This is a genomic window from Rhodococcus yunnanensis NBRC 103083 (assembly GCF_001895005.1).
GTDB classification, from domain to species: domain Bacteria; phylum Actinomycetota; class Actinomycetes; order Mycobacteriales; family Mycobacteriaceae; genus Rhodococcoides; species Rhodococcoides yunnanense.
This window is the reverse complement of sequence record NZ_BCXH01000007.1, coordinates 250,460-275,769: the sequence shown is the minus strand read 5'-3', so window position 1 is coordinate 275,769 and position 25,310 is coordinate 250,460. Positions and strand designations below refer to the sequence as shown.

General features: G+C 63.6%; 23 protein-coding genes and 1 pseudogene. 10 read left to right on the top strand and 14 right to left on the bottom strand.

The annotated features are described in order from the left end of the window. Positions 1-103: 103 nt before the first annotated feature. The 3 genes from RY1_RS14445 to RY1_RS14435 all read left to right on the top strand — a co-directional run bounded on the left by RY1_RS14445 (position 104) and on the right by RY1_RS14435 (position 4,206). A complete protein-coding gene (locus RY1_RS14445; protein ID WP_072804252.1) occupies positions 104-1,324 on the top strand; it encodes an LLM class flavin-dependent oxidoreductase in 1,221 nt (406 codons plus the stop codon). Positions 1,325-1,338: 14 nt separating this feature from the next. Beyond that, a complete protein-coding gene (locus tag RY1_RS14440; RefSeq protein ID WP_072804251.1) occupies positions 1,339-2,697 on the top strand; it encodes an NtaA/DmoA family FMN-dependent monooxygenase in 1,359 nt (452 codons plus the stop codon). A 117-nt stretch (positions 2,698-2,814) separates the two neighbouring features. Further along, a complete protein-coding gene (locus RY1_RS14435; protein ID WP_072804250.1) occupies positions 2,815-4,206 on the top strand; it encodes an LLM class flavin-dependent oxidoreductase in 1,392 nt (463 codons plus the stop codon). Between the two features lie 36 nt (positions 4,207-4,242). Here RY1_RS14435 and RY1_RS14430 read toward each other — a convergent pair whose 3' ends face one another. Further along, a complete protein-coding gene (locus RY1_RS14430) occupies positions 4,243-4,905 on the bottom strand; it encodes an SIMPL domain-containing protein (RefSeq protein ID WP_072804249.1) in 663 nt (220 codons plus the stop codon). A gap of 151 nt (positions 4,906-5,056) precedes the next feature. Here RY1_RS14430 and RY1_RS14425 point away from each other — a divergent pair, with 151 nt between their 5' ends. Genes RY1_RS14425 through RY1_RS14400 form a run of 6 tightly spaced genes read left to right on the top strand, consistent with a single transcriptional unit; the run spans position 5,057 to position 13,991 of the window. Further along, on the top strand, positions 5,057-7,105 hold the full coding sequence (locus RY1_RS14425; RefSeq protein ID WP_072804248.1) for a hypothetical protein: 2,049 nt from the start codon (positions 5,057-5,059) through the stop codon (positions 7,103-7,105). Beyond that, positions 7,098-8,576 carry an ATP-binding protein gene (locus tag RY1_RS14420; protein ID WP_072804247.1) on the top strand — a complete coding sequence of 493 codons (1,479 nt, stop codon included), beginning with the start codon at positions 7,098-7,100 and terminating at the stop codon, positions 8,574-8,576. The genes RY1_RS14425 and RY1_RS14420 overlap by 8 nt, the downstream gene beginning before the upstream one ends. Continuing rightward, complete coding sequence (locus tag RY1_RS14415; RefSeq protein WP_072804246.1) at positions 8,573-11,491, top strand: Z1 domain-containing protein; 2,919 nt, start codon at positions 8,573-8,575, stop codon at positions 11,489-11,491. Before RY1_RS14420 ends, RY1_RS14415 begins: the two co-directional genes overlap by 4 nt. Positions 11,492-11,522: 31 nt before the next feature. Beyond that, positions 11,523-12,377 (top strand): ParA family protein, encoded by an 855-nt coding sequence (locus tag RY1_RS14410; RefSeq protein ID WP_072804245.1) that lies wholly within the window; start codon positions 11,523-11,525, stop codon positions 12,375-12,377. Continuing rightward, positions 12,374-12,874, top strand: a complete 501-nt coding sequence (locus tag RY1_RS14405) for a hypothetical protein (RefSeq protein ID WP_072804244.1) — start codon at positions 12,374-12,376, stop codon at positions 12,872-12,874. Before RY1_RS14410 ends, RY1_RS14405 begins: the two co-directional genes overlap by 4 nt. 31 nt (positions 12,875-12,905) lie before the next feature. After that, the gene (locus RY1_RS14400; RefSeq protein ID WP_072804243.1) at positions 12,906-13,991 is read left to right on the top strand and encodes a DNA polymerase IV; all 1,086 of its coding nucleotides are present in this window, start codon (positions 12,906-12,908) and stop codon (positions 13,989-13,991) included. Here the strand turns inward: RY1_RS14400 and RY1_RS14395 are convergent. The 3 genes from RY1_RS14395 to RY1_RS14385 form a co-directional block, all read right to left on the bottom strand. Next, a complete protein-coding gene (locus RY1_RS14395; protein ID WP_072804242.1) occupies positions 13,949-14,944 on the bottom strand; it encodes an MBL fold metallo-hydrolase in 996 nt (331 codons plus the stop codon). The genes RY1_RS14400 and RY1_RS14395 overlap by 43 nt on opposite strands. 95 nt (positions 14,945-15,039) lie before the next feature. Beyond that, entirely contained in the window at positions 15,040-15,723 is a 684-nt protein-coding gene (locus tag RY1_RS14390; protein ID WP_072804241.1) for a TerD family protein, read from the bottom strand. 74 nt (positions 15,724-15,797) lie between these two features. Further along, a complete protein-coding gene (locus tag RY1_RS14385) occupies positions 15,798-16,211 on the bottom strand; it encodes a CoA-binding protein (RefSeq protein ID WP_072804240.1) in 414 nt (137 codons plus the stop codon). Positions 16,212-16,351: 140 nt separating this feature from the next. Here RY1_RS14385 and RY1_RS14380 point away from each other — a divergent pair, with 140 nt between their 5' ends. Beyond that, positions 16,352-16,642 carry a hypothetical protein gene (locus RY1_RS14380; protein ID WP_072804239.1) on the top strand — a complete coding sequence of 97 codons (291 nt, stop codon included), beginning with the start codon at positions 16,352-16,354 and terminating at the stop codon, positions 16,640-16,642. Here RY1_RS14380 and RY1_RS14375 read toward each other — a convergent pair. The 10 genes and pseudogenes from RY1_RS14375 to RY1_RS14330 all read right to left on the bottom strand — a co-directional run bounded on the left by RY1_RS14375 (position 16,609) and on the right by RY1_RS14330 (position 25,298). Next, entirely contained in the window at positions 16,609-17,706 is a 1,098-nt protein-coding gene (locus RY1_RS14375; protein ID WP_245819670.1) for a YbfB/YjiJ family MFS transporter, read from the bottom strand. The two genes, RY1_RS14380 and RY1_RS14375, sit on opposite strands and share 34 nt — an antisense overlap. Before the next feature lie 116 nt (positions 17,707-17,822). Continuing rightward, positions 17,823-18,701 (bottom strand): ferredoxin family protein, encoded by an 879-nt coding sequence (locus RY1_RS14370; protein ID WP_072804238.1) that lies wholly within the window; start codon positions 18,699-18,701, stop codon positions 17,823-17,825. Further along, positions 18,698-19,957, bottom strand: coding sequence for a cupin domain-containing protein (locus tag RY1_RS14365; protein ID WP_072804237.1), 1,260 nt, complete (start codon positions 19,955-19,957; stop codon positions 18,698-18,700). The genes RY1_RS14370 and RY1_RS14365 overlap by 4 nt, the downstream gene beginning before the upstream one ends. Beyond that, positions 19,957-20,064, bottom strand: a pseudogene (locus RY1_RS30365) (BatC protein); the annotation flags it as partial. The gene RY1_RS14365 and the pseudogene RY1_RS30365, both read right to left, overlap by 1 nt. A gap of 113 nt (positions 20,065-20,177) precedes the next feature. Beyond that, positions 20,178-21,014 (bottom strand): methylamine utilization protein, encoded by an 837-nt coding sequence (locus tag RY1_RS14355; protein WP_072804290.1) that lies wholly within the window; start codon positions 21,012-21,014, stop codon positions 20,178-20,180. Positions 21,015-21,042: 28 nt separating this feature from the next. Then, entirely contained in the window at positions 21,043-21,351 is a 309-nt protein-coding gene (locus RY1_RS14350) for a cupredoxin domain-containing protein (protein WP_174565381.1), read from the bottom strand. Continuing rightward, positions 21,348-21,686: a plastocyanin/azurin family copper-binding protein gene (locus RY1_RS14345; protein ID WP_072804289.1), complete on the bottom strand. Its 339-nt coding sequence runs from the start codon at positions 21,684-21,686 to the stop codon at positions 21,348-21,350. Before RY1_RS14345 ends, RY1_RS14350 begins: the two co-directional genes overlap by 4 nt. An 11-nt stretch (positions 21,687-21,697) precedes the next feature. Then, positions 21,698-23,302, bottom strand: a complete 1,605-nt coding sequence (locus RY1_RS14340) for a multicopper oxidase family protein (RefSeq protein WP_072804235.1) — start codon at positions 23,300-23,302, stop codon at positions 21,698-21,700. Beyond that, entirely contained in the window at positions 23,299-24,612 is a 1,314-nt protein-coding gene (locus RY1_RS14335; protein ID WP_072804234.1) for a hypothetical protein, read from the bottom strand. The genes RY1_RS14340 and RY1_RS14335 overlap by 4 nt, the downstream gene beginning before the upstream one ends. Then, entirely contained in the window at positions 24,609-25,298 is a 690-nt protein-coding gene (locus RY1_RS14330; RefSeq protein WP_072804233.1) for a methylamine dehydrogenase light chain, read from the bottom strand. The genes RY1_RS14335 and RY1_RS14330 overlap by 4 nt, the downstream gene beginning before the upstream one ends. Positions 25,299-25,310 lie beyond the last annotated feature (12 nt).

The window sequence follows — 25,310 nt, the reverse complement described above, 5'->3', positions numbered from 1 at the left end:
GCTCGAGCGGAAGGGTGTCGAGACGGGGCGTCCTTCGGGCAGAGTCGGAAGTCGAGCGTGCGTCGGTCGGCGCACGGCGACTGCTCGACGAGGAGTGTGTTCGATGACGTCCCCCGGTCCCCTACATCTGGCAATCGCTCTGGACGGCGCCGGTTGGCATCCTGCGGCTTGGCGTGAACCACGTTCGAGACCCCACGAGCTCACCTCACCTCGATATTGGACCGAGTTGGTGACCACCGCAGAACGCGCGCTCGCGGACTTCGTGACGATCGAAGACAGTTTGACCGTACCGGGTGATGCATTGCTGCCTGCGGAGGTACGTACCGATCGGGTTCGGGTGCGCCTCGACGCACATCTGATCGCAGCGAGGGTCGCACCGCGTACCGCGAACATCGGCCTGATTCCGACGATCACCACCGCCCACACCGAACCTTTCCACGTGTCGGCGGCTGTCGCGACGCTCGATTACACCTCGCGCGGACGAGCCGGATGGCAGGTCAAGGCCTCGGGTGGGGCAGCGGAAGCGGGCCACTTCGGTCGCCGCGAAGCCCCTGTGTTCACCGAGGATGATCTGGCGACGCTGCACGACGGCAGGCTGCCCGAGTACTTCGAGCAGCTGTTCGACGACGCGGCCGATCACGTGGAGGTGGTCCGCAGGCTCTGGGACAGCTGGGAGGACGACGCGGAGATCCGGGACGTCGCCACGCGGCGGTTCATCGACCGCGACAAGGTTCATCACATCGACTTCACCGGCGAGCATTTCTCGGTCAGGGGGCCGTCGATCACGCCGAGGCCGCCACAGGGGCAGCCGGTGGTGGCGTTGCTCGCCCACCAGCGCGTCCCCTACGAGCTGGCCGCTCGGGGAGGCGATCTGGTGTTCGTCACCCCGGCAGACGACGTCCGGGCACAGTTGATCCTCGACGAAGTCCGTGCGGCCGAGGTTGCCGTGGACCGCTCGGGTGAGCCACTGCACGTCTACGCCGACCTCGTGGTGTTCCTCGACGGTGATTCCGAGAGCGGAGCCGACCGAGTGCGCAGGCTGAACGAAGTCGACGGCGGTGAATTCGTCTCCGATGCAGCTGTATTCACGGGATCCGCCGAGGATCTCGCGGATCAGCTCGTCGCGTGGCAGTCGCTGGGATACACCGGATTCCGATTGCGTCCCGGAGTTGCGGTCGACGACGTGGAGGCAATCGGATCCAGTCTCGTTCCGGTCCTGCAGCGTAGAGGAATCTTCCGGACGGAGTATTCGGCTTCGACGCTGCGCGGAACACTCGGACTACCTGTGTCAGTGCCCAATCGCTATGCCGCCCAACAGGCCTGAAGGAGACAATATTCATGACACGCAAGCAGGTCATCCTCGGCGCCTACCTCGGCGGCGTCAATCACCACACCGCGTGGTGGCATCCGCAGGCCGGCAGCCAGATCGACTTCTCGACGTTCGAGCACACCGCACGCACCGCGGAGCGTGGGAAGTTCGACTTCTTCTTTCTCGCAGAAGGATTGGCGCTCCGAGAGCGCGCCGGGCAGGTGTTCGACCAGGACATCATCGGCCGACCGGACACGCTGACCGTGTTGGCGTCTCTCGCCGCCGTCACCGACCATCTGGGTCTGGCAGGCACGATCAACGCCACGTTCAACGAGCCGTACGAACTGGCGCGTCAGCTCGCCAGCCTCGACCACTTGTCGGACGGCAGGGCGGCGTGGAACGTCGTCACGTCGTTCGATGCGTTCACGGGTCAGAACTTCCGTCGCGGAGGCTTTCTGGATCGCTCGCAACGATACGAACGGGCGGAGGAGTTCTTGTCGGTGGTCCGGCAGTTGTGGGACTCGTGGGGGCGTGAGGACGTCGTTGCCGACCGCGAATCCGGTCAGTTCATCGCGCGAGCGAGTGCAGGCGAGTTCGCGCATCGGGGCAACCAGTTCGACATCTTGGGGACCTTTCCCGTGCCGCGCACGCCGCAGGGGCGACCGGTGATTCTCCAGGCCGGTGTCTCTCCGCAGGGTAGGGATTTCGCAGCAGGAAACGCCGACGCGATCTTCTCACCGTACGGCTCGTTGCCCGAAGCATCCGATTTCTACCGGGACATCAAATCCCGCGCGGTTCGGCAGGGGCGAAACGCCGAGGACATCAAGATTCTGCCGTCGGCGAGCTTCGTGCTCGGTGACACAGAGGCCGAGGCCATCGAGAAATACCGCGAGGTCAGACGCGAGCAGGTCACCGGGCAGACCGCCCGAATCCTGCTCGAGCAGATATGGAATCGCGATCTGTCCGATTACGACCCCGAAGGCCCGCTGCCCTCGGTGGAGCCGGACCCCGATGCGCATCCCATCATCGAAGGCAAAGCGTTCGTCTACCAGGACCGATTCGAGACGGTGGCGAATCTGCGCGCCGTCGCCGAGGCGAAGAAGTTGAATCTACGCGAGGTCGTCATCGATCAGTTCGAACGCGGGCCCATCGTCGGAACAGCCGCGCAGGTTGCGGAGAAGATCGACAGCTTCGTCTCGAACGACGGCTCCGACGGCTTCATCATAGGGTCCCATCTCGTGCCGTGGGGACTGGACGAGTTCGTCGACTCCGTTGTTCCGTTGCTGCAGGATCGCGGTGCGTTGCGGACCGAATACAGCGGAACCACGTTGCGGGACAACCTGGGTCTTGCGCCTCTCGGTGATCGGGTGGGGTCGACCTCGGGGTAACCGCGTGCAGACGTGCGGACAATGAACTCGGGTTCTCGATGATCGAAAGGGTTCCGAGACTGCACGAGGATTCGTAGTGTCGAGACACCAACCGAACGAAGATCGTAGGAGTACCGAGTGAGCCGACCACGCCTGTTGTTCAACGCATTCACGATGAATACCGTCACCCATGTCTCCTATGGTTCGTGGACACGAGAGGATTCGCGGCAGACCGAGTTCCACACGCTCGACCCGTGGCTCGAACTGGTCGGAGTGTTGGAGCGAGGGAAGATCGACGCCATATTCTTCGCCGACGTCATCGGACTCTACGACGACTATCGAGGTGGGTGGGACACCCATGTCACCGAGGGGCTGCAGATCCCCAATCACGATCCGTCGACGATTGCTTCCGCATTGGCAGCTGCGACAACGGATCTGGGGATCGTCGTCACCAGTTCTGTGCTGCAGGATCATCCGTTCTCGTTCGCGCGCAAGATCTCCACGCTCGATCATCTGTCGGGCGGGAGGATCGGATGGAACATCGTCACCAGCGCGCTGGAGAACTCGGCGCGAAACTACGGTCTGGACAACCGTGAAGAGCACGACCGCCGCTACGACTGGGCGGAGGAGTACGCCGAGGTCGTCTACAAGCTGTGGGAAGGGTCGTGGGAGGACGATGCGTTGGTGCAGGATCGGGCGAAGTCGATCCACGCCGACCCCAACAAGATTCACAAGATTCATCACCGCGGAGAGCGGTACTCCGTCGAGGGTCCGCACCTGTCTGCACCGTCCCCGCAACGTACGCCGGTCATCTTCCAAGCGGGCAGTTCGGCACGCGGACGCCGCTTTTCGGGGAGGCACGCGGAGGGAATCTTCATCAGTGCGGCGTCGGCAGGAGGTGCGAAGAAGGTCATCGACGACACTCGACGACTTGCCGTCGAAGCGGGTCGATCCGCCTCGGACATCAAGTTCTTCCAGGGGCTGAGTTTCGTGGTCGGTTCGACCGAGGCCGAGGCGCGAGCGAAGGCCGCCGATCTGGACGAGTCCTTCAGCGTGGAAGGGCTTCTGGCGCATCGAAGTGGCGGCATCGGCATCGATTTCGGTGGTTGGCCTCTCGATACGCCGATCGCTGACCTGGCGGGCAAGGTGCAGGGGACACAGTCGTCGATCGAGGCGTTGATCAATGCCGCCGAGGTGGGGACCGAGGTGACGATCGCCGATTTCGTCAAGCAGAAGCAGGACACGACGCGTCTGGTGGGGACACCCGAGCAGATCGCCGATGCGCTCGAGACGTGGCAGGACGCGGGCGTCGACGGGGTCAACATTCAATATCTGACGACGCCGGGTACGTACGTCGATTTCGTCGATCAGGTCATTCCGGTGCTGCAGGAGCGCGGGCTCGCTCAGCGCGAGTATGCACCGGGTGCGTTGCGGGGCAAGCTGTTCGGGCGATCGAATCGGGTGGAGTCGAGCCATCCGGCGGCTCGATGGCGCGGAGCGTTCGCGGCGTCACCGCCCGTATCCGCCTAACTACAGCGAGGTGTCACCCGGTGCGCACGGGGGACGTCAACTTGCCGCGAACCGAGCATGCACCTGAGCCCGGATGGTGATGGCCTGCGGTTTCAACTCGAACCCGTCGTCGGCGCTCGTGTAGGCGCGGGCAGCGAGTGCATATTCGGGCGTGGCGGCACCGACTCCGAGCAGACCCGGATCCGCGATCGCCAACGCGGTGATGGCGGTCCTGCCGACGCTCTGGGCGTAGATCTCGGCCTTCTCGACAGCGTCGAGCACCGCGAGGGTTCGAACGTCGCGGGTCTTCTCTGCTGCATTGTCGTCGGTCAGCGACCATTCGAAATGGCCGACGTCGACGCCGTTCAACGCAGACACCGCGTACACGAACGCGTCGATGACATCGATCTGACTGAACTTCACGTCGATGGTGGCCACCGCGTGGTAGACGTAGGCGAGTTGTTCACCGTCCTGATTGAACGGACGGTTGCGGGAATGACGTACCTGGTCGAGCGACCACGCGTCGATCGGGCCGTCCGACTCGTTGTACAGGGGAACGATCAGTCCCGTGAGCTCCTCCACCAGTCGGTGCGCCGGTTCCGCGGCAGCCTCGGCCGAACGACCGTCGGTCCTGACGGCCAACGACACGGTGCAGCGATCGGGCATGAACGTCGCTCGAGCCTCGCCGACGACGGTGATCTCGACCGGGTGCGAATCCATGCCATCGAGTCTGACACAGCAACCGGCTGGTCATTCGTATGAATGAATGTGTCGTCGCGACCTGGCGGGGCACGAACCGCGAAAAGCGGCCGCGTGGTCTGTGCACTATCTTTGACCAATCGATGTGGATTCACGGGGGAGTAGAGCGTAGATGTTGGGTGTGAACTCGCTTCCCGTAGCCGAACTCCGTGCAGTTCCGTGGGTCGAGCTCATGCCTTGGCTCGACGACTACGTCTCCGAGCGAGCGGCCTTGTTGGAATCTCTTGCCCCTGGTGAGACCTGGTGGCTCGAGGACGGTCCGTCGACGACGGCACAGGACGTCGACCTGGAGAAGGTTCTGGCCGAGCTCGCCCAGCTGTTCGTATCCGGGCACAAAGCACTGACATTCGCCGCAGGTTTTCCTGCGGTCGAGGCGGAACTTCCGATGTCGGTCCTCGGTCTCGAAACGCGTGCGTCGACGACGGTCCGACGCCTGACGGAGGGCAAGACTGTCGAGGGCCTGCTGACGAGCACGGCGCAGGATCTGTTCGTCATCCCCGGTACCAGCGAGCAGACGGTGCGAGACGTTGCGTATGCGTTGCTGGAAGTTTCGGTCCTGGTCGATCCACGTGCTCGCGGGGCTATCGAGAACGAGGGCCAGGAGAGTTCGCCGGTGGTGACTCAGCTCCTCGACGACCTGGCGGCTCTCGCGTCGTGGAGGAGGCTGCGTGGTCAACACGACAGACCTCTGTTGGCGGTCGACATCGAAGACGAATCGCCGGAGCAGATTCAAGAGTTGGCCGCTCGAATCTCCGCGATCAGTTCACTCGATCTTCCTGACGTCGAGCAGGGGGATCCGGCCGACGAGATCGAGAACATCCTCACCCAGCTCGACGATCGTGAATCGATGGCCATCGGCCTCCGGCTTCTCGCGCGAGAACCGATTTCGCTCGGGGAACTCAGCACCAAATTGCATCTGTCGAAGCCCGCCGCCAGCTCGATCGAGTCGCACGCCAAGGCCAAGATCAATGCGGCGTGTGGCTACGGAACGGCGGTCGGCAATCTGTTGGCGAGCCTTCGTATCGAGATTCAGCCGGTGGCGTCCGTGGAGCGTCTGATAGCGGTGCATCCGACGATCGGTCGGACGGTACCGAGTATCGATGTGCCGTTGTGGCTCGTTCTGGATCGGTTGGACGACTATTTCGAAGTCACGGAAGGCTGGGCGGCGGCTCCTGACGTAGCAGGTGCCAAGAAGCGCACTGAGTCGCTGCTGGAGGACCTGGAGTCGCCCAACGGTGTCGTGGCATTCCTCGAACTCGCGGGACTGACGGGCATGCCCTCGGACGAACTTCGCTCCTGGCTCGAGTGGTGCGATATTCCTGTGGTCGAGGAATCGGTACTGACGCGCACCAAGAAGCTGGCCGACGCGCTCGTGGGGACCTTGGAGGCAATCGGCGAGCCGCAGAATTCGACGCAACTTGCCGAGCGCAGCCGGACCGGTAAGCCGGCTGCGTCCGTGCAGCGTGCGCTCGAACTCGACGAGCGCGCAGTGTCCGGGGCCGACGGTCTTTGGCGTTTGATCGGTTGGGAGACAGCGGTACCGATTCCCGTCGTGCCGGATACCGAGCAGTTCGAGGCCGTCGAGGGCATCGTGCGCCGACGCGCGGGCAGAGCCACCAAGCGGCCGGAGCAGACGAGGCGGCTCTATCGAATCGGTCTGGCGTGGCGGTACCGCATCGTGGTGACTGCCGACCAACTGCGCGGCTCCGGATTTGCACTGCCCGCAGGAGTGGCAGCGGCAGTGGGATGTGAGCGCGGGCACACGGTCGAGTTGAAGAGCCGACTCGGTACGCAGATGGTCAGATGGACGGGCGCCCAGCCCACTTCCGGAACGATCGGCAGATTCCTCCGAGAGTTGGACGCTCATGTGGGGGACGAAGTACTTCTGGAGTTCTCGCCGGATCGGACCTTTGCGGTGGTACGACCGGAATTCATTGCCGCCGAAGCCGACCCGCTGCGCCGTGCACTGGCCGCGATCGGACATCCGCAGCCGTCCGGAATTGCCGAGCGGCATCTGGTCCGTGTCCTTGCCGACGCGATCGGTCTGTACGGGGAAACAAGACCCCGCCGGCTGTTGAGCGCATACGAATCGAGCAGCGAGGAACACGTCGTGGCACTACTCGAAGAGGCCTGGATGCATTCCGGAAACGCACATGAGTGAATCCATGGAGGTGGTCGGCAGCCGAGAATCAGTCGCCGATCCGTCTCTGAGCCGCGCAATCGGTCTGCACCACACCCTTCCGACAGCGATCGCAGATCTCGTCGACAACAGTCTCGACGCGGGGGCCGAGCACATCTTGGTGCGGTTCGTGTGCGAGGGCACGCGCATCACCGGAGTGAAGGTCGTGGACGACGGCAGGGGCATGGACGACTCCGCGATCGATGCTGCGATGACCTACGGCAACAGGCGCGACTACGCGGCGAGCGATCTCGGGCACTTCGGTGTCGGAATGAAGGCAGCATCGCTCAGTCAGGCCACAACGCTGGTCGTGTGGTCGAAGTCAGCGAATCACGCCGCCGTCGGCCGCATGATCGACTCTGCCGATCACACCGTCTCGACACTGAAAGCGGAAGAGGCACGCTCGGTTTTCGACGAAACCACACCGCGCTTCCCCTTCGCGAACGGCACGATCGTCGAGTGGCGGGGTATCACTACGTTCCTCATGTCCGCCGATGAGGACGAGCAGGTCAGCTGGTTGGAGACGGCTGTCGACGACGTCCGGCAGCATCTCGGCATCGTCTTCCATCGCATTCTCGACGGGTCGGTGCGGATGACCGTCGATGTCTTCGATGTCGGATACAAGCGCGCCGGTGCGCTTCGTTCCGTCCGACCGATCGATCCATTCGGGTACCCGGGCACCGGCAAGGAGGGCTACCCGCGCACTTCCGATGTGGAGCTGTCTGCCGGGTCCGTTGCTGTCACGTCGCATATCTGGCCTGCGCGAAGCAGCCTGCCGGAATACCGGCTGTTCGGCGCACCGGGTCGTGATCGGCAGGGTTTGTATTTCTACCGCAATCGGCGGTTGCTGCAGGTCGGTGGCTGGAACGGTCTGTGGCATGCGCGTCCCGACTACGGCCCGGCCCGTGTGGCCATCGATCTCGACGACTCGTCGATGGCCCATGTTCGGATCAATCCGGAGAAGGCAGGCGTGACGCTCGACGCGACAGTCTCCGCCGCGTTGCAGTCGGTGCTTGCGCAGGTTGTGGCGGATGCGGTCGCAACTACCACGGCGGCACGCACCCGAACTCCCAAACCGATCACCGCGCTGCAGCCGAGTTCGGGTTTCCCAGAGGATGTTCTCGACTCGTTCAGCGACGCGTTCACCTTCGACGACAACCAGGAACCGGTGGCCCTTCAGTGGCGAGTTCTCCAGCGTGACAGGTTTTTCGAGGTGGACTTGAAGAACCGCACTCTCTGGATCAACGCGAGATTCCGCACCGATCTGCTCGGTCATCGCAGCCGGGACAACACGGACGCTCCTGTGGTGAAGACTTTGCTGTATCTGCTTGTGCACCAGATGTTCACGGCGCAGCGACTGAGCGGAAGGCAGCTCGCGCAGTTGAAGGCATGGCAGGACGTGTTGGTCTCGGCGATGACGATTCGTCGCGAGAAACTGGGGGGCGAAACATGAAGTTGGAAGAGGCAATCGCGCGAGAGTTCGGGGATTTCTCGCCGTCGGACGTCCTCGGGCCTGTCAACGTCCGTGATCTCGAAGGCCACCCGGACGGAGTCGACATCGAGACGATCGTCTCGGTACTCGTCGACGACTCGGCAACGGTGTTGAACAACGTTGTTGCCAGCAGTTTCCTGCGCTGGGATGCGGATTCGGAAGCTACGTGGTCCGGCGGGACCGCCCCCAACACGATGGAGCGTCGAGCCCGAATCTACGAGATCTTGGGCATCCCGGGTGGGCACGCCGAGATCAACGCTCGTTTTCCTGTCCTGGGTGGACCGGTTGTCATCGCGGCGCCACAGCCGTGGGCTCCGTGGTACACGGAGAAGCGGCGGCAGGAGCGTGACTTCTACTGGCGCGCCTATTCGAAAGTTGTTGCCGAAAAACTGGATTCGGCGACTGTCGATCGACTTGACGTGATGACGCGTGAGATCGTCAAGCGATTGGCGGATCCGACGCGTGACGAGCCCTACCAGTCCAAGGGGCTGGTAGTCGGATACGTCCAGAGTGGAAAGACCGCGAACTTCGCCGGTGTCATCGCGAAGTCGATCGATGCCGGTTACCGGTTGATCATCGTCCTCACCGGCACTATCGAGATGTTGCGCAGCCAAACTCAGCGCAGGCTGGACATGGAGTTGATCGGCAGGCAGAACATCGGGGCGGACGGTGACTATGCACTGGATCAGGATTGGATCGACGGCAAGTTCGTCGAGCACGACGTCGACCCGAACACCTCATCCAAGGCTCCGGCAATCCGGCGGCTGACAGGCGCTTCCGACGACTTCAAGTCTCTCGGAAAAGGCCTCTCGGCACTGCAATACGAAATCGCCGACCACAGCAAACCCTTGAACGATCCAGTCAACCTCTTCTCCAGCAACGTTCGCATCGCGATAGTGAAGAAGAACTCGACGGTGTTGAAAAAACTGGTCGAGGACCTGCAGCGAGTGCCGACTGAGCTCGACCAGATCCCCGCGCTCATCATCGACGACGAGGCCGATCAGGCTTCGGTGAATACCCTCAACCCTGAGAAGTGGGCAAAAGACAAGATCGAGCGAACGGCCATCAATGAGCGAATCTCGGAGTTGCTTGGGTTCTTGAAGCGCGCGCAGTACATCGGCTACACGGCAACGCCGTTCGCCAATGTTTTCGTAGACCCGGTCGACAGCGTGAATATTTTCCCACGCGACTTCATCGTCAGTCTCGACCGGCCAGGTCCCTACATGGGTGGGGCCGACTTCCACGACTTCAACGAGGACTTCGACGACGTCGAGCGCACTCCCTTCAACTCGAACAAGGCGGCGTTCGTTCGAGATCTGTGGTCGGCGTGGGATGATGACGGCCGGTCGACGGAGCAGTTGAACGCATTGGATTCATTCGTTCTGGCCGGTGCTGTCAAGCTGTTCAGAGAAGCTCGCGGGGTCGAGCCCTACGGGCATCACACGATGTTGGTACATCAATCGGTGAAGCAGCTCGAACATGCAGCGCTCGCCGAGGAGTTTCGGCAGCTGTGGAAGTCCGCGGGGTACAGCCGGGCGTCGGGGCTGGCGAGGCTCGAGAAGCTGTGGAACGACGACTTCTCGATCGTCAGTGAGGCCAAGGCCGAGGTCGGGTACGAGTCACCTCATCTGTTCGCCGAACTCGAAGAGTTCGTCGGTGCAGCGTGCGACAGAATTTCGGAGGGAACGAGTCCGGTCATCGTGGTCAACGGGGAGTCGGAGAAGGACTACACCCAGGACGCGCTGGATTTTCAAGGACGTCCGGTATGGAAGATCCTGGTAGGAGGGGCCAAACTCAGCCGGGGATTCACGGTCGAGGGCCTGACGACCACGTATTACACACGGCGCACGCCGCAGGCGGATACGTTGATGCAGATGGGTCGGTGGTTCGGGTTCCGCCGAGGGTATCGCGATCTGGTCAGGTTGTTCATCGGTCGCAACGTGCCTGGTCCTGCGGGCAAACCGTTCGACATGTACGCGGCGTTCGAAACGATCGTCCAGGACGAGGAAGAGTTCAGAAAAGAACTCCATCGCTTCTCGTTGTCGAACTCCAACGGCGAACCCATGCTGACGCCGATGGACGTGCCGCCCATGGTCTTTCAGTCGCAACCGTGGTTGAAGCCGGCAGCGGCGAACAAGATGTACAACGCAGAGCTGGCCTACCGAGGCGTTGGCGGGGAGGCTTTCAGTTTCACGATGCAGCCACCGCGGGGAGATGGCTCGAACAACAAGAAGCACTTCGCAGCGGTCGAGCCATTGCTGAGTCGAATCGATAGTCTAACGACTTTCGAACTGACCACCAACGCTGGTCACCGGAACGAATTTGCCTCGAGATATGGCATCGTCGATGCACGTGTAGTGCTCGCTGTCGTCAAGCAATTCGTGTGGGATGTGAACTGGGAGTTCGAACCTCATCTGAAGGCTATGAATGAGAAGATCGATGAGGGCTCACTGGTGGACTTCGCGGTGCTGCTCCCGCTTCCGAAGACTAGACCGACATTGGAAGTGAAGGGCTGGCACGAACCCCTTCCGATCGTCAACAGGAAGCGGCAGGACCGGGAGTACAGAACCGGTTTCAGCGGCACCGCAGTCCGTGAACGGCAGGTCATCGAGCACATCGCAGGAAGTCCGGAGAAGGATGGCGGGCCGAACGCGTCCGCGCTGTACCGTCCGACCCGCGGTGGGTTGATCCTTCTGTTTGCGAACGATCCCGAAGAGAAGTCGCGTCACTACAAAAAGGCGCAGACAGGCCCGGTGAACCCCCTCGACTTCGCGACGCTGTTCTCCTACGCCCTGCCCTATGCGTCCGAACCCAACCCTCGGGTTGGGTTCAGGGTCAAGAAGTCCGGTGCAGGCGCGATCGTCGATGCACAGTGAGAAGTGACGTTATGAACAGGAACGGTGCCGCATGGCGAAGGTAATCACGACGATCAGTCTCAAGGGCGGGGTCGGCAAGACGACGATCACGGCCGGTGTCGCTGAGTTCATGTCGGCAGAGTTCGGTCAGAAGGTCCTGCTGATCGATCTGGACTCGCAGATCAACCTCACGACGATGATGATCAGTGAGGGAGATTGGTTCGACCTGAACAAGAAGGGCCTGACACTGGCGACTCTGTTCCGTGACGCGGTGGAGGGTACGTCGAACTTCGACGTTCAGGCCAGCATTCAGCGCTCCGTGTCTCCGGTGAAGAAGGTGACGGGGGTCGACTTGCTGCCGTCGTCGCTCGATCTGATCGGGTTGCAGGAACGCATCAGCGCTCTACGTGTCAACGAGGGTTCACCGACGAGTGCGGTGGACATTCTGCGCAAGGCGATCGAACCCGTTGCTGCGTACTACGACTACATTCTGATCGACTGCCCGCCCAACGTAGGTCCGATCACGCTGAACGGTTTGGCCATGGCCGACGGGTACATCATTCCGACAATTCCCGATGTGTTGTCCACCTATGGAATTCCGCAGATTCAGACGAGAATCAAGGAGTTCGGGGAGGAACTGGGCCGCTCGATCGTCGAACTGGGACTCGTGATCACCAAGTACAAGTCGAACTCGTCGATCCACCGGACGACGATTCGGAACCTGCGCCGCGACCAGCACATTCAGAATGTGCTTCCGGTCTACCTGGCCGAGTCCAATTCGATCGCGGCATCTGCGCAGTTCGAGCCGTACGGCACGTTGAAAGGCAAGTACGGCAACGCGGGTCAGTTCGACCAGCTGCGTGAAATCACCAAGAACATCATGACGGAGGCCGAAGCCAAGCTATGACCACCACCGACGACGCACAGCAGCGGGTACAAGTTCAGGAACTCGGCGGGGCACTGCTGAAGCTGAGCAGCACGGACGCGACAGCGGCAACACTGTTGACCAAGCTCTTTCAGGTCGTGGCCGAAGAGGCAGCACGGACACCTCGGTTCGCGAAGGCGTTGGCCACCGCTTTCGTCGTTGCACCGGCAGAAGGCGGAGAACAGGTAGCGGTAGTCGCACCGCCGAAGGCGCCGGCACGGAAGAGGGCGCCTGCTGCGAAGAAGGTGGCACGCGAACCGGGGTTGTTCGACCCGTTCGTGGTGTTGCGTGACTCGGGTGAGGACGCACTGGCACAGAAGTTGAGTGAACTGACGCTCGATCAACTTCGCGACATCATCGCCGAGCAGGAGATCGACACTCGTCGCGAGACCGGGCGAAAGCGCAGTCCGGAGGTTATCGCGGTATGGACCGTCGACAGGGTCAAGGCACTCGCATCCAAGGGCAGCGTCTTCCGCTGATCTCGGCGGGAGCCTGACGCAGAATGACACCATGACGACCGCTACGCGCCGACGGTGGGTGCTTCATGTCGATATGGACCAGTTCATCGCGGCGGTCGAGGTACTTCGCCGCCCCGAACTGGCAGGGAAGCCGGTTGTCGTGGGTGGCCGCGGAGACCCGACCGAGCGCGGCGTGGTGTCGACGGCGTCGTACGAGGCTCGGGCGTTCGGAGTCGGCTCGGGGATGCCGCTGCGAGTGGCGTTGAAGAAGCTGCCTGACGCGGTGTTTCTTCCCGTCGATGCGGACGCGTACACGGCTGCCTCCGATGCGGTGATGGAGACGCTGCGCGGTCTCGGTGTCGTCGTCGAGGTACTGGGTTGGGACGAGGCATTTCTCGGCGTCGAGACCGAGGATCCGGTTGCGTTCGCGCACCGGGTCCACGATGCAGTGTTCGATGCGACTGCGCTGCATTGTTCCGTCGGGATAGGCGACAACAAGCTCAGAGCGAAGATCGCCACGGATTTCGGTAAGCCACAGGGCATCTACACACTCACCCAGGCCAACTGGTTCGACGTCATGGGGGAGCGGGGCACCGATGCGCTGTGGGGAATCGGCAAGAAGACGGCGAAGAAGCTGGCAGGCATGGGGATCACCACGGTGACGGCGTTGGCGGCCACCGACGATGCAGTACTGGCGGCCGAGTTCGGTCCGAAGACGGGACCGTGGATCGGTACCAAGGGTCGCGGCGTCGATACCTCGCCGGTCTCGTCGCAGCCGTGGATCGCACGGTCACACAGTCGAGAGACAACGTTTCAGCAGGATCTCGACGACTGGAATGCCGTCACCGACGAGGTGCGAAAGCTGGCACTGAAGGTCCGCGACGACCTCTTGGCGGAGAATCGGAAGGCTGTCAGGGTGACACTGAAGGTGCGATACGTTCCCTTCGAAACCCACACCACCACTGCTGCACTCGCGGAGGAGACGTTCGACCCAGAGGTGATCGCCGGTGCCGCAGCCGCACTCGTCGATCGGCTCGATCACTCGAGGAAAGTACGCCTGATGGGAGTGCGGCTACAGATGACGCCGCCCGAGGCTCAGACCCTCGCGAACACAGCGGGCGACGAATCGGGAACCTGAGCAACGAGGTTGCGCGCCACGAGATGTCGAAGGTGCGCAGCAGCCTCGGACAGTGCCATCGTCTTTCCCAGAGGCGAAATCGCGGCCCACGGTTTGTACCATTTCATCCGCTCGGCGACCTGCCATACGGTGATCTGCTCGTCGCCGAACGCGTCGTACAAGTGGTCGAGTCGTTCCTCGTGATGGTCGATCAATTCGTCTGCACGGCCTGCGAGGTCGTCGATCGACAGACCGTGCGCTCCGAGACCCCGGGTGACGCCGAGAGTCTGTACGCGTCGAAGGGAATCCAGGAACTCGGCGAGCGCATCTCGCACCTCCAGCGGGTAGACGAAGTTCCCGACATGCGGGGTCGTCTTCTGCAGCACGTGGTCGCCGGTGAACAAGATGTCGGAGGTCGGCAAAAGGAAGCTGACGTGGCCCGGAGTGTGACCTGGGGTGTGGACGGCCAACAGTTCACGGCCTGCCAGTGCGATGGTTTCGCCGTCGACGAGAATTCGATCGGGTGCGGACTCCCGACTCGTCGGATTGTGCGGTGTGGCGCCCTGCCATTCGTCGATGTCGGCGAGTGGAGCGCCTGCAGCGATCATGTTGGCTTTGCCCGCCGTCAGCCGTTCGTCGGAGCTGGTGCCGACCATGCTCTCGAACAGAACATGGTCGGATTCGTGCATCGCGATCCAGGCACCGGACGCCTCGCGGACTCGTCCGCACAGACCGGTGTGGTCGGGATGGAAATGCGTCAGTACGACGCCCTCGACATCGGAGATGGAATGGCCGATGGATTCGAGACCCGATGTCAGCCCGTCCCAGGCGTTGTCGTCGTTCCAACCAGCGTCGACGAGGATCAACCCACGCGGCGACTCCATTGCGTAGACGAGTGTGTTGCCGATCGGGCTGCCCGTGATGGGAACCGAAATCTGGAAGATGCCGTCACCGATTGCTGCCGCGTCGCTCATTCCACTACCTCGTTGCTTAGTCCACGTAATGAGTACTAGTTACCTCCATAGTGAACTCGAGCGATTCTTCGCGTGCATCCGGGTGTGCGGAGCCCCTACTTGCGGCCTGCCTTCCACTGCATTCCCCAGCCGTAGGCCTTGTCGAGTTCGCTCTGACCCCCGTCGATGTACTTGACCTCGCGTGTGACCGAAAAGCCGCTGCCCGTGTTCTGCAGCAGTGCAATGGCGCAGATGCGAGCCGAATTGCTCTCCGAGTCGAGTCGAACCTCCACCTGCGGTCCACTGGTCGGAAACAGCGTCACGACGCCATCGACGGCGGCCCAGTTGGGTGCGCCCTGATAGATCATGGCGAAGACGAGGATTCGGCTGAAGGCGTCGGGATCGGCGAGATTGACGTGCATGTTCTCACCACCGGTGACCGATCCGGAGCGGTCGTCACCGTCGAGGGCGATGAACGGCGGAGCCTGAAGCGATCCGAAGCTGTTGCCGAGAGCTTGTACGACGCCTTTGCTGCCGTCCTTCAGCTCGTAGAGGCAGCCGAGGTCGAGGTCGACGCCACTCGGCGCGCTCGTCGCCGCCGCGAGCTTGGCGAGAAAACCCTTCTTCTTCGGCTGGTCGGGCGTGCCGCTCGACCAGTTGAGGTTGATGCGCATCGCTCCCTGCGACTCGCCCTTCTTCGCGAGGTTGACCGTCGGAGCTGCCTTGGACAACGTGACCTTGCTGAGGTTCACGCCGGGGGTTCCGGGCGCCGGAGATTTGCGGGTGTAGTCGATAGCCATGGGCAGGCGCCTTTCGAGAGGGTGTCCGGTTTGCGTGATTCAGCCTAGTCGCCCCTCCAGGCTCCACTCCCGAGCTAGGTTCTGCGGCGCCATTCGATCGCAGGGCATGTGTCCATCACCATCGGAACACCAGCGGCCGTCGTGCGCTCGAACGCGGCCTCGTCGATCACTCCGAGCTGAAACCACACCGCCTTCGCGCCGACGGCGACGGCCTCGTCGGCGAACTGGCCCGCCGACTCGGACCGGCGGAAGACATCGACCACGTCGATGGGAAACGGCACGTCGGCGAGGCTCGCATACCCCTGCTCGCCGAGAACCGTCGGTGCGTCGGGGTGAATCGGCACGATGCGCTTGCCCTGCTGCTGCAGTAGCGCTGCGATGGAGTACGCGGTCCGGCTCGGATTGCCGGACAAGCCGACCACCGCCCACGTCTCCAGCTCGTCGAGCATGAGGTTCACGGCGCTCGGGTCCTGCCAAGAGGTACTCATGATCGAAAGCTACACCTGCCCGTCACGTGGATCTTCCTGTGTGGGGGGTGGGTGAGGTCCATCCCTTGGGGTGCTTACGACCGTGCACGAAACAGACGACAGTTGTTCTTGTCCAACACAGCAACTCGAAGGAGCACTGAATGATCGTCCGCCGTATCACCGCCACAGTCGTTTTCGCCGCCGCCGTCTTCGGAGCATTGGGAGCGTCGGTCGCACAGGCCGAGCCCATCGATCCGGTGAACGGCCCGGGTCGAGGCTGCCCGATCGTCAACACCGACTCGAACGGAAACGAGACGGTCACCTATGCCAAGCCGGGAGACCGCAACGGTGTGCTCGTGTGCGGCAGCGACGGCGAGTGGTCCTTCGGTCGCAAAGCGGGGATCGGTAACGGTCAGGCTCAGGCGCCCAACGGAGGTGTTGCACAACGTTGATCGTCTGTCACTGCCTGGAGCCGGGCTGCGACCGCAGCCCCGATGGTCCCGAGCGCGAGAACGACCGCCGCGACGACGAAGGCAACGGTGTACGAATCCCCGAGCGCGGGTGCCACCACGAGTGGCCCCAGAACCTGCCCGACGCCGTAGACAGCGGTCAGGGTGGCAGCCGTCCGCCCGATCGGCAGGCGCGCTGCGGTGCTCAGCGTCAACATCGTGATTCCCATGAACGTTCCACCGAACAGGAGTGCCGACACAACCGCGACGACCGAATTGGACGTCAGAGCAGGAAGGAGCGCCGACACCGTCTGCAGCGCGAACGCAGCGACCAACGCCCGTCTCGTCTCGATACGCCGCGCGATTGCCTGCCACAGCACGGTCGCAGGCATGGCGGCGAGCCCGACCGCGATCCAGACAGCGGGACCCACCGAAGAATTGCCGTGTCCACCCACTGCGGCCACGAGAAATGTCCCGACGACGATGTAACCGAGCCCCTCGAGGAGGTAGACGACCAGCAGTACCCTCCACACCGTCCGATCCGGAGCCGACAGCATCCCTTGGCCGTCGGTGGATCGGGATTCGGCCCGAACCCGCAGCGTCAGCGCCGGAGCGATCGTGACCGCGGTCAGCACGGCCGAGCACACCCAGATGCCCTGCCACGAAAGGTGAGGTGCAGCAACCAGCGTGAGCACTCCCGACGCGGCGATGCCCGCGCCGACACCACCGAACGTGATGCCGGGCGACGACCTGGAGTGTTGTGCGACGGTGCTGGCGCACGCCAGGAACACCGCGGCACTGGCCAGCCCGGCGAGGAACCGGAGGACCGAGAACAAGACGGTGTTGTCGACGGCGGCCATCGCCAATTCGCTCGCGACCAACACGACAGCCCACAGGCGAAAAGCGTTCGTGGTGTTGAGGCCGGGACGAATCGACAGCAGTACGGCACCGAGGAGGTAGCCGGCGTAGTTCGCGGTGGCGATGACTGCGCCCGCGCTGGGCGAGACGTTCGCCGAGTCGATCATGATCGGCAAGATGGGCGTGAACACGAATCGGCCGACGCCCATCGCGGCGGCGAGTCCCGCGGCCGCCGCGAGCGATACTCGTCGACCGTTCGATATGAGCCCTGCTGGATCGTTCACTCGGCCGACGGTACCGAACCGGCCGGGGCCGCTCGAACTCGTCATCCCTCGTCCGAGATGACGTCCGAGATGAAGTCCAGCGCGAAGGTGCGTACCGCACCGGCCTTGGTGGCGACGCAGGTGGTTGTGATCGGTTCGGACAGTCCCTGTGTCAACCCGACCTCGACGCGTCGACCGTCGTGGTCGAGTATCACGGTCCAGGACAGGCCGTCCTGCACCTCGGAGATCGGGTGGAGGGAATCGATTCGGTTGTCTCCCGATGCTTGCCGAACGTGATGTTGCGCGACCTGCACGGGTGCGGACAGGGAGCTGCGTCCGCGGAGGAAGCGCGGCTCGACGAACCCCTCGCTGTGCAGCCGCACGATGTGACCGGCGTCTGCGTCGTCGACGTTTCCGTAGTACAGCCCGTGCGGGAAGACGATCATCGTGCCGGCGAATCGGTCGCCGCCCAGATGTGAGCACTCCCAAGTATTCTCACCGAAATCTTCCATCAATGCCGACAAGGCCCGGCGGCCGCGGACCGCGCAGCATCGGTCGTGGCGTCCGTGGGTGCAGACGCCGACGACGAGGCGCGTGGACGGCGTTCCCGCGGAGAAGTCGACCTCGAGTACTGCTTCGGCGTCCTGCGCCTCGCCCCAGCGAATGCCTTCGGATCCGACACGGGAGTCGACCACGGCCCAGCGCCAGCGTCCTTCGCCGCGATGTCTGCCCGGCCGACGGATGGCGAGCGGGCGCAGTCCTGCCACTTCGGCTCGCCGTGCGATCGCGAAACCGAGATTCGGATCCAGTACCTTGTCGGAGTTCAGGAAAGCGGAATGTCCCCACGGACCGTCGATTTCGAGTAGAAACCACCCTTCGCCGCGCGAGCCCGTTCCGGCGAGCGTGTCACCGCGAACGCGGGCGGCGTCGCTGCAGGTCATGATGCCGGTACCAGGACGCCTTCCCGGAGCAGCCGTCGGGCAACGACGACGGCGCTGTCGATGTCGAGTCCGGTGAGATCACCGACGCGACAGGGCTTTCCGGATTCGAGAAGGTATACGGCCTCGGCGCATTCCGCAGGCAGCGACACCGTTTTCTTCCGCAGCCGCACATGGATCGACTTCGCGTCCGCGCGGATCGTCGCGCCGAGCCCGCGCCTCCAGACGACGGTACTGTCGGCGCCGAGATGGGTCATGAACGAGACCGTGTGCAGCGGGTTCACCGGCTCGGGACGTGTGACCTCGACGAATTTTCGGCCGAGACGCTCCGCGATCGCTCGCCGAGCAACGCTGTCACCCTTCATCCGTTCGAGAGCGGCGGCCATGTCGTCGATGACGCGATCGACATAGGGGAGTACCGCGTCCGCGTCCGTCGGATCGAACCCGGCGGGCAACGGCTCACGCAGCGCCGCGTCGTCCTGCAGTAGGCCGAGCAGGTGATGCGCGATGTCGTAGCGGTTCAGCGACGCCACCCCGAGGGTGAGGTGAATTGTCGTCTCACCCAGCGCGTGCGCGGAATGTATCCAACCGCGTGGGAGGTAGAGGACGTCGCCGGGGCGCAGTACGGTGTCGATCTCCGGTGTCGCACGCGCGCGTTCTTCGACTGCGCTGCGGCGATCCGACCACGGCTGATTCGGCAGCGGGTGCGGATGAACCGGGGGATGGAGAATCCATCGTTTCTCGCCGCTGATCTGCAGCACGAAGACGTCGTGTACGTCGTAGTGCGGGGAGAAACCCTGCGACGAGGCAGGAGTGATGTACGCATTGACCTGAGCCGGGTGGCCGACGTCCGCGACCAGCTCGGACACGAAATCGATCAGCGGCGGCCACAGCCGGTGCAACCCCTGGAGAACGAGTGTGTGCCCGTCGGCGAATGCGGACAGCACCGCGGCCGAATCCAGCTGATCGGTCATCTCGGCTCCGAAGCCGCCGGAGTCGGTGAAGGTGCTGCGATCCAGGAGCGAACCGTCCTTCGCCATTCGCGCGAACGGCGTCCGGACGCCTCGGTGCGAGACGAGTTCGTCCACCGATGCGGCAGTCATCAGATCGTCGAAGGTCCCCGGCAGCTCGTCGGCGCGAGACAGCAGTGGCGCGCGACCCCAGTAACGATCGGCGAACGTGCGCTCGTCGACGGCGATTAGACGACCGAGCGCGGACCGGTTGCCCGGTCCGCGCTGGTGTGAGTCCGTCTCGCTCAAGCTGTGCCGTCCGCACCGCCGTCGTGCCCGTCGGGGTTGGAGCCGCCGTCGGCGGGACCTTCGCCGCCGGATCCACTGGTGGTGATGTCGTCGTCGTTGATGCTCATCGAATGCCTTTCGGTCGGCGGATGCATTACGAGTGAGGGGACTGCCCCACCCGGACCAGGGATTGACACTTCACGAGTCTTTCAAACACTCACCTGGCGACCACCGGCCGTGCTCAGATCAGCGTGATACCTGCGAACACGGCGAGCCCGATCAGAGCTGCGCCGGTGATCGCCTGCACTCGGCGATCCACGACGCACATCAGTGACAGGAATCCCGGCATAGAACCGCCGCGTCGGGTGTGCACGATCGCCAGCGCACTCGGCAGGCACCGCCCGAGCGAGACCGTCACGAACAACGCCGCACCGAGAGCCGGAGATCCGACCGCTGCGACGCCGAGCGCCATCAGGTAGTAGGCACTCGACCGGATGTAGATCAGAAATCCCGGTCCGATGATGGCGCCGAACAACAGCGACACCTTCCACGGTTCCATGCTGCGACGCAGGTGGCGAGGCAACTGCTGCCGACGCATCGGCGTCGGCATCTTCGCGAGACCGAGCTCGTGAAGACCGTAGGCGAGCGACAGCGTCGCCCACACCCCGAGCATGACGGCGACCGGGACGGCTCCGGACACGACGCCGCCCAGCCACCCGATCGCAGAGCCGGTGATCGACGCGGTCACGACAGAACCCAGACCGTGCCAGGCCAGTCGCCGCACCGGCGTCGACGAGCCCTTCCGGCCGGGTTGCTTCGGTGCGACCACGACGCCCGCCACGGACATGCCGCAGGTGGACCAGTTGGCAGCGAGCGAGGTGATGGCGCCTGCCGCGACGACGGCGCCGGTGAGTCCCGACGCGATGCCGGGGGAGAGCGCGAGCGCAGCCCCGGCGCCCAACGCGGCTGCGCCGGTGACGAGGACGGCACGCGAGCCTGGGCCTACGGAGTTCTGCAGGGTCGGTCGGATCTGCGGCATGTCCTGTTGTAGGGCAGTGTGATCGATCGTTGTGGTCATCGAGATTTCCTTTCCGAATGGGGTCACGTCAACCGACGTGAACGATCCCGGACATGTACGGGTGAATCGAGCACTGGTACTCCACGTCACCCGGCGTGTCGAACGTGAACCGAAAGGTGCTGTCGCCGTTGACACCACTGTCGAAGATGCCGTCCGCATGTACCTCGTGGAGAAGGCCGCCGTCGTCGAACTGCCACTCGACGGTGCCCCCGACGGGAATGTGTACCTCCTGAAGATCGAAGCGGACGTTGCTGATCAGCACTGTTGCGTCGATGCCGGGCTCCGCCGAGCATCCGGCCGTGAACAACAGAATCGACATCGCGACAACAGCTCTCACTCCTCGACGACGACGGTGCCGAGCATCATCGGGTGTGGGGTGCAGTGGTAGTCGAATGTTCCTGCCTCCTCGAAGGTGAAGGAGTAGCTGCCTTCGGTGAGCAGGTCGCTCTTGAACAGCTCATCGGTGGATTCCACGACGTCGTGCGGAAGGCCGTTGTCGTCGAAGATCCATTCGACGGTCTCGCCCTTCTTGATGGTCACCGACGCCGGGCTGTAGCTCATGTTCTCGACCCGCACCGTGGCGGCCGGGGCATCGCTGCCGGAGTCGCCGCTGCAGGCTGTCAGACCGAGCAGGCCGGCGAGCGCGACGACCATGATCAGGAGCTTCTTCATTTCGATACCTCTCATCGGATGTACATCAGGTTCGCCGTCATACCGGTTTCGAAGTGGTATGCGTTGTGGCAGTGGAACATCCACTCACCCGGGTTGTCGGCGTCGAATTCGATCGCCAGTGACGTTCCGGGCAGGACGTTCACGGTGTCGCGTCGCAGACCGCCGTAGTCCGGGACCGCGAACGTGTGGCCGTGCGTGTGCATCGGATGCCACATCGTGGACGTGTTGTTCATCGTGATCCGAACACGCTCACCCCGTTTCATCACCAGTTTGCCTGCGTCGGCTCCTGCCATCGCCCACACGTAGCGATCACCCGCTTGAAGCAGGTCCACCTGGTAGTCCCGGTCGGGAGTTCTGGTCTCCAGCTTCGACTTCTCGGCCGGACGCAGTGCGCTCTCGAGCACCAGCTGACGGCCGAGCTCGGGAATCGAACCACCGACGTCCGGATTCGCCAGCGGCGTGGCATCGGTGCTTCGAAGCACGGTCGAGGCGTATCCGTCGCGTCCTTCCACCGCGGCGACCATCGGCCATGCGCCGGACGCGACGGTGATCAGGACGTCGTACCGCTGGGCCATGCCGATCACGATGGCGTCGGTCTCGGCCGGTTCGACGTCGAACCCGTCGACGGCGACGATCGTCATCCGGTGACCTGCGACTGCGAATCGGTACGGAGTCTCGGCTCCCGCGTTGATGATTCGGAGCCTCAACCGGGATCCGGCCTGCGCCTCGACCACCGCGGGATCGTTCGGCGGACGCCCGTTGATCAGGTGCAACGGGTACGCGATGTGCTGCGTCATTCCGCCGAGTACGTCGGACTCACCGTGACCCGCCGACGTCAACGACGTCGCCACCGTTGCTTCGTCGGCTCCGACCGGTGCCGGTGCCGCGGCGCCGCCGTGTCCCGCGTGGCCACCACCGTGCAGGTCGGGGTTCAATGCGGCCATGACGGCGTCGGGGGTGGTGCCCATGCCGTCCACCCAGTCGTCGAGCACGAGCACGGCATCGGCGTCGGCGCCCGATGCGTCCCGTGGATCCTCGACGATCAGTGCGCCGAACAGACCACGATCGGCCTGAAGCCCGGAATGCGAGTGATACCAGTACGTTCCGGGATCCGGTGTGATGAACGAGTAGTCGAACGTGGTTCCCTGCCCGATCGCGGTCTGCGTCACCGGCGGTACGCCGTCCATGTCGTTGCGAATGCGTATCCCGTGCCAGTGGATGCTGGTGTCGGTGGGCACCGAGTTGGTGACCGATGCGCGCATCGTGTCACCCGCGGTCAACCGCAGCTCGGGAGCCACGGCGCCGCCGCCGTAGGACCAGGTGTTCACGAGCCGCCCACCCAGGTCGACCGTGGCAAGGCCGGCTGTCAGCGCATAGGCGGCCGTCCTGCCTGTCGAGGACCGCAGAGCTTCCGCGGCCGCGACCTCCGGGTCCGCCGGCTTGATGTAGTCGAGCTTGCCGGTGGAACCGGATGCAGCCCCGTCGGTGGTCTCGCGACCCGAGGTACTGCATCCGGTCACACCGAGTGCGCCGATTCCTGCCAGGCCGACGCCTGCCGTCGCCAAGGACAGGAACCGACGTCGGCCGAGCATCAACCGGGTGTCCGGTCGATTCATTCGATCTCCTCCGGCGTCGCCAGACCGGTCACCGCACCGACGTTGCCGCTCAGATCGACCGAACTCACCTGCGCACCGGTGGTGGCGTCGAATCCGACGAGCTTCTGCGCGGATTCACCGTCGACCTCGGGCCCGTCGCCGAGCACGTAGAACGTCTTGCCGTCCAGGCTGTAGGCCATCGACGAGAAACTGGTGATGCCGATGTCCGCGAGCGTCAACGTACGTACCGGAGCCAGGTTCGCGGCGTCGTAGATCACGACGTCGGCCACCGAGCCGCCCCGCGCCGAATCCGGGTGGATGATGCTGTCGGTGTAAGTGATTGCCAACCGAGTCGCGTCGGCGTTGATGACGTTCTCCGCGAAGCGTCCCGACGGAAGACCTGCGTTTCCGATCGGGGTGACGGGCTCGGTGGGGAGTCCGTCGGCGACGTCGAGAACGAAGACATCACCGTTCTCGCTGACGAGGAGCGCCTTCTTCGCCTCTTCTGCGAAGGTCGTCTTGCGGGTACTGACGAAGTCGTCCGGCAGGACCTTCTCGCGTCCGACCTCGGTCGGGACGCCGTCGGCATCGATGGTGACGTGCAACAGCTCTCGTGTTTCCTCGCACACGCTGTACAGATCGTGTCCGACCATCCAGGTGAACGGCCCGCATCCCACCAGGCGGATGGCCCCGCTCTCCTTACCCGCCTCCAGATCCACCACCCGGATGCCGTAGAGGCCGTCGTCCCAGCTGACGAAGTACTTGCCGTCCGACGTCACCGCATTCGACCCCTCGCGGGAGTGGATGCGCGCTACGTCGGGCAGTACGGCTTCCTTGGGCTCGAGCAAGTTACCGGAGTAGGTGCTGACGGTGAAGTCGGCGGCGCCGCGCGACCCGCGTGGCCTCCACACTTCGGCGGCCAGAACTGCTGGATCACTGGAACTGTCACCGACGAATCCGTGAATGACCGGATCCCAGATTCCGGGTCCGACGACGACGCGGGTCGTGACCTCGCCCGTCGCCGGATCGATGGCGTCGACCGTCAGTTCGAGCTTCCCGAAACCTCCTTCGATTCCGAGGATCTGGTCGGCGCGGATCGGGGTGATCTCGCCGACGTGTACCGGTTCCGGTATCTCTCCGGTGATCTCCTGGTCTTCCTCGCCCAGTCCGATTCCCTCACCGGGGGCGGTGAATTCGACCGAGGGGTAGACGACGTCGGTGGACGAGGCCGAATCCTCGGTGTCCTCGTTCGAGGAGCTGCAGGCCGTGAATGCCATCAGAGCGGCGAGCGGAGCGGCAGCTATGGCGGCTCTGCGAGAGTGACGTGTCACGATCCGGCACCGACCTTCGGGCGGGCAGCCGGTCGTGCCTGGCAGTCCTCGCCGACGATCGGAGCCATCGTGCAGGTGTACGACTGTGATTCGTCGGAGACACACCAGATGATCTCCTGGTCGAAGCTTCCGCTGACCGGGTTGTACATCGTGGCCTGCATGTCGGGTTCACCGCAGAACGAGTTGGAGCAGCTCGGTGCGCCGCAGCAGTCGTAGTAGGCGATCAGATACGTCTTGCCGTCGGCGGGGTTGGTGCAGCAACCGACCCAGAATTCTGCTCCTGGCTTCGATCCGGGTGCACACGTGGTGAGTCCTCCGCCTTCGCATGCGGCACAGGATGTTCCGTCCATGCTGCACCAGCGCCAGTAGTCGCACTCGGCCGGGTTGCTGCCGGTGTACTCGGGAACCTGCGGATCGGGAGCCGCCGCCGCAGGAGTCTCCTGAGCGTATGCACGAGAGACCGGCAGTGAGCTGACGATCGCGACACCGGACGCGCCGAGCGTCCAGCGGCCGATTCGCGAGATCATCGACCTCCGTGAAACACGCTCGGACAGTTTACGTCCCGAGCGACTTGCGAAGCTTCCTCCGCGCCCTGCCATCCACTCGGCCTGCTCGGCGACGGTGTTCTCGTCGACCGGGTACCGCTGTTCGGTCGGACTGGCGTGGTCGTGGTCATGATGATCCATGTCTCTCCATTC

What these genes read in the sequence shown, in the direction of transcription:
- RY1_RS14440 (WP_072804251.1), top strand. Translation starts at nt 1,339, where the DNA reads ATGACACGCAAGCAGGTCATCCTCGGCGCCTACCTCGGCGGCGTCAAT.
- RY1_RS14415 (WP_072804246.1), top strand. Translation starts at nt 8,573, where the DNA reads ATGAAGTTGGAAGAGGCAATCGCGCGAGAGTTCGGGGATTTCTCGCCG.
- RY1_RS14390 (WP_072804241.1), bottom strand. Translation starts at nt 15,723, where the DNA reads ATGGCTATCGACTACACCCGCAAATCTCCGGCGCCCGGAACCCCCGGC.
- RY1_RS14430 (WP_072804249.1), bottom strand. Translation starts at nt 4,905, where the DNA reads ATGGATTCGCACCCGGTCGAGATCACCGTCGTCGGCGAGGCTCGAGCG.
- RY1_RS14425 (WP_072804248.1), top strand. Translation starts at nt 5,057, where the DNA reads ATGTTGGGTGTGAACTCGCTTCCCGTAGCCGAACTCCGTGCAGTTCCG.
- RY1_RS14375 (WP_245819670.1), bottom strand. Translation starts at nt 17,706, where the DNA reads ATGGGCGTCGGCCGATTCGTGTTCACGCCCATCTTGCCGATCATGATC.
- RY1_RS14340 (WP_072804235.1), bottom strand. Translation starts at nt 23,302, where the DNA reads ATGAATCGACCGGACACCCGGTTGATGCTCGGCCGACGTCGGTTCCTG.
- RY1_RS14405 (WP_072804244.1), top strand. Translation starts at nt 12,374, where the DNA reads ATGACCACCACCGACGACGCACAGCAGCGGGTACAAGTTCAGGAACTC.
- RY1_RS14385 (WP_072804240.1), bottom strand. Translation starts at nt 16,211, where the DNA reads ATGAGTACCTCTTGGCAGGACCCGAGCGCCGTGAACCTCATGCTCGAC.
- RY1_RS14395 (WP_072804242.1), bottom strand. Translation starts at nt 14,944, where the DNA reads ATGAGCGACGCGGCAGCAATCGGTGACGGCATCTTCCAGATTTCGGTT.
- RY1_RS14380 (WP_072804239.1), top strand. Translation starts at nt 16,352, where the DNA reads ATGATCGTCCGCCGTATCACCGCCACAGTCGTTTTCGCCGCCGCCGTC.
- RY1_RS14410 (WP_072804245.1), top strand. Translation starts at nt 11,523, where the DNA reads ATGGCGAAGGTAATCACGACGATCAGTCTCAAGGGCGGGGTCGGCAAG.
- RY1_RS14345 (WP_072804289.1), bottom strand. Translation starts at nt 21,686, where the DNA reads ATGAAGAAGCTCCTGATCATGGTCGTCGCGCTCGCCGGCCTGCTCGGT.
- RY1_RS14420 (WP_072804247.1), top strand. Translation starts at nt 7,098, where the DNA reads ATGAGTGAATCCATGGAGGTGGTCGGCAGCCGAGAATCAGTCGCCGAT.
- RY1_RS14370 (WP_072804238.1), bottom strand. Translation starts at nt 18,701, where the DNA reads ATGACCTGCAGCGACGCCGCCCGCGTTCGCGGTGACACGCTCGCCGGA.
- RY1_RS14400 (WP_072804243.1), top strand. Translation starts at nt 12,906, where the DNA reads ATGACGACCGCTACGCGCCGACGGTGGGTGCTTCATGTCGATATGGAC.
- RY1_RS14445 (WP_072804252.1), top strand. Translation starts at nt 104, where the DNA reads ATGACGTCCCCCGGTCCCCTACATCTGGCAATCGCTCTGGACGGCGCC.
- RY1_RS14330 (WP_072804233.1), bottom strand. Translation starts at nt 25,298, where the DNA reads ATGGATCATCATGACCACGACCACGCCAGTCCGACCGAACAGCGGTAC.
- RY1_RS14355 (WP_072804290.1), bottom strand. Translation starts at nt 21,014, where the DNA reads ATGACCACAACGATCGATCACACTGCCCTACAACAGGACATGCCGCAG.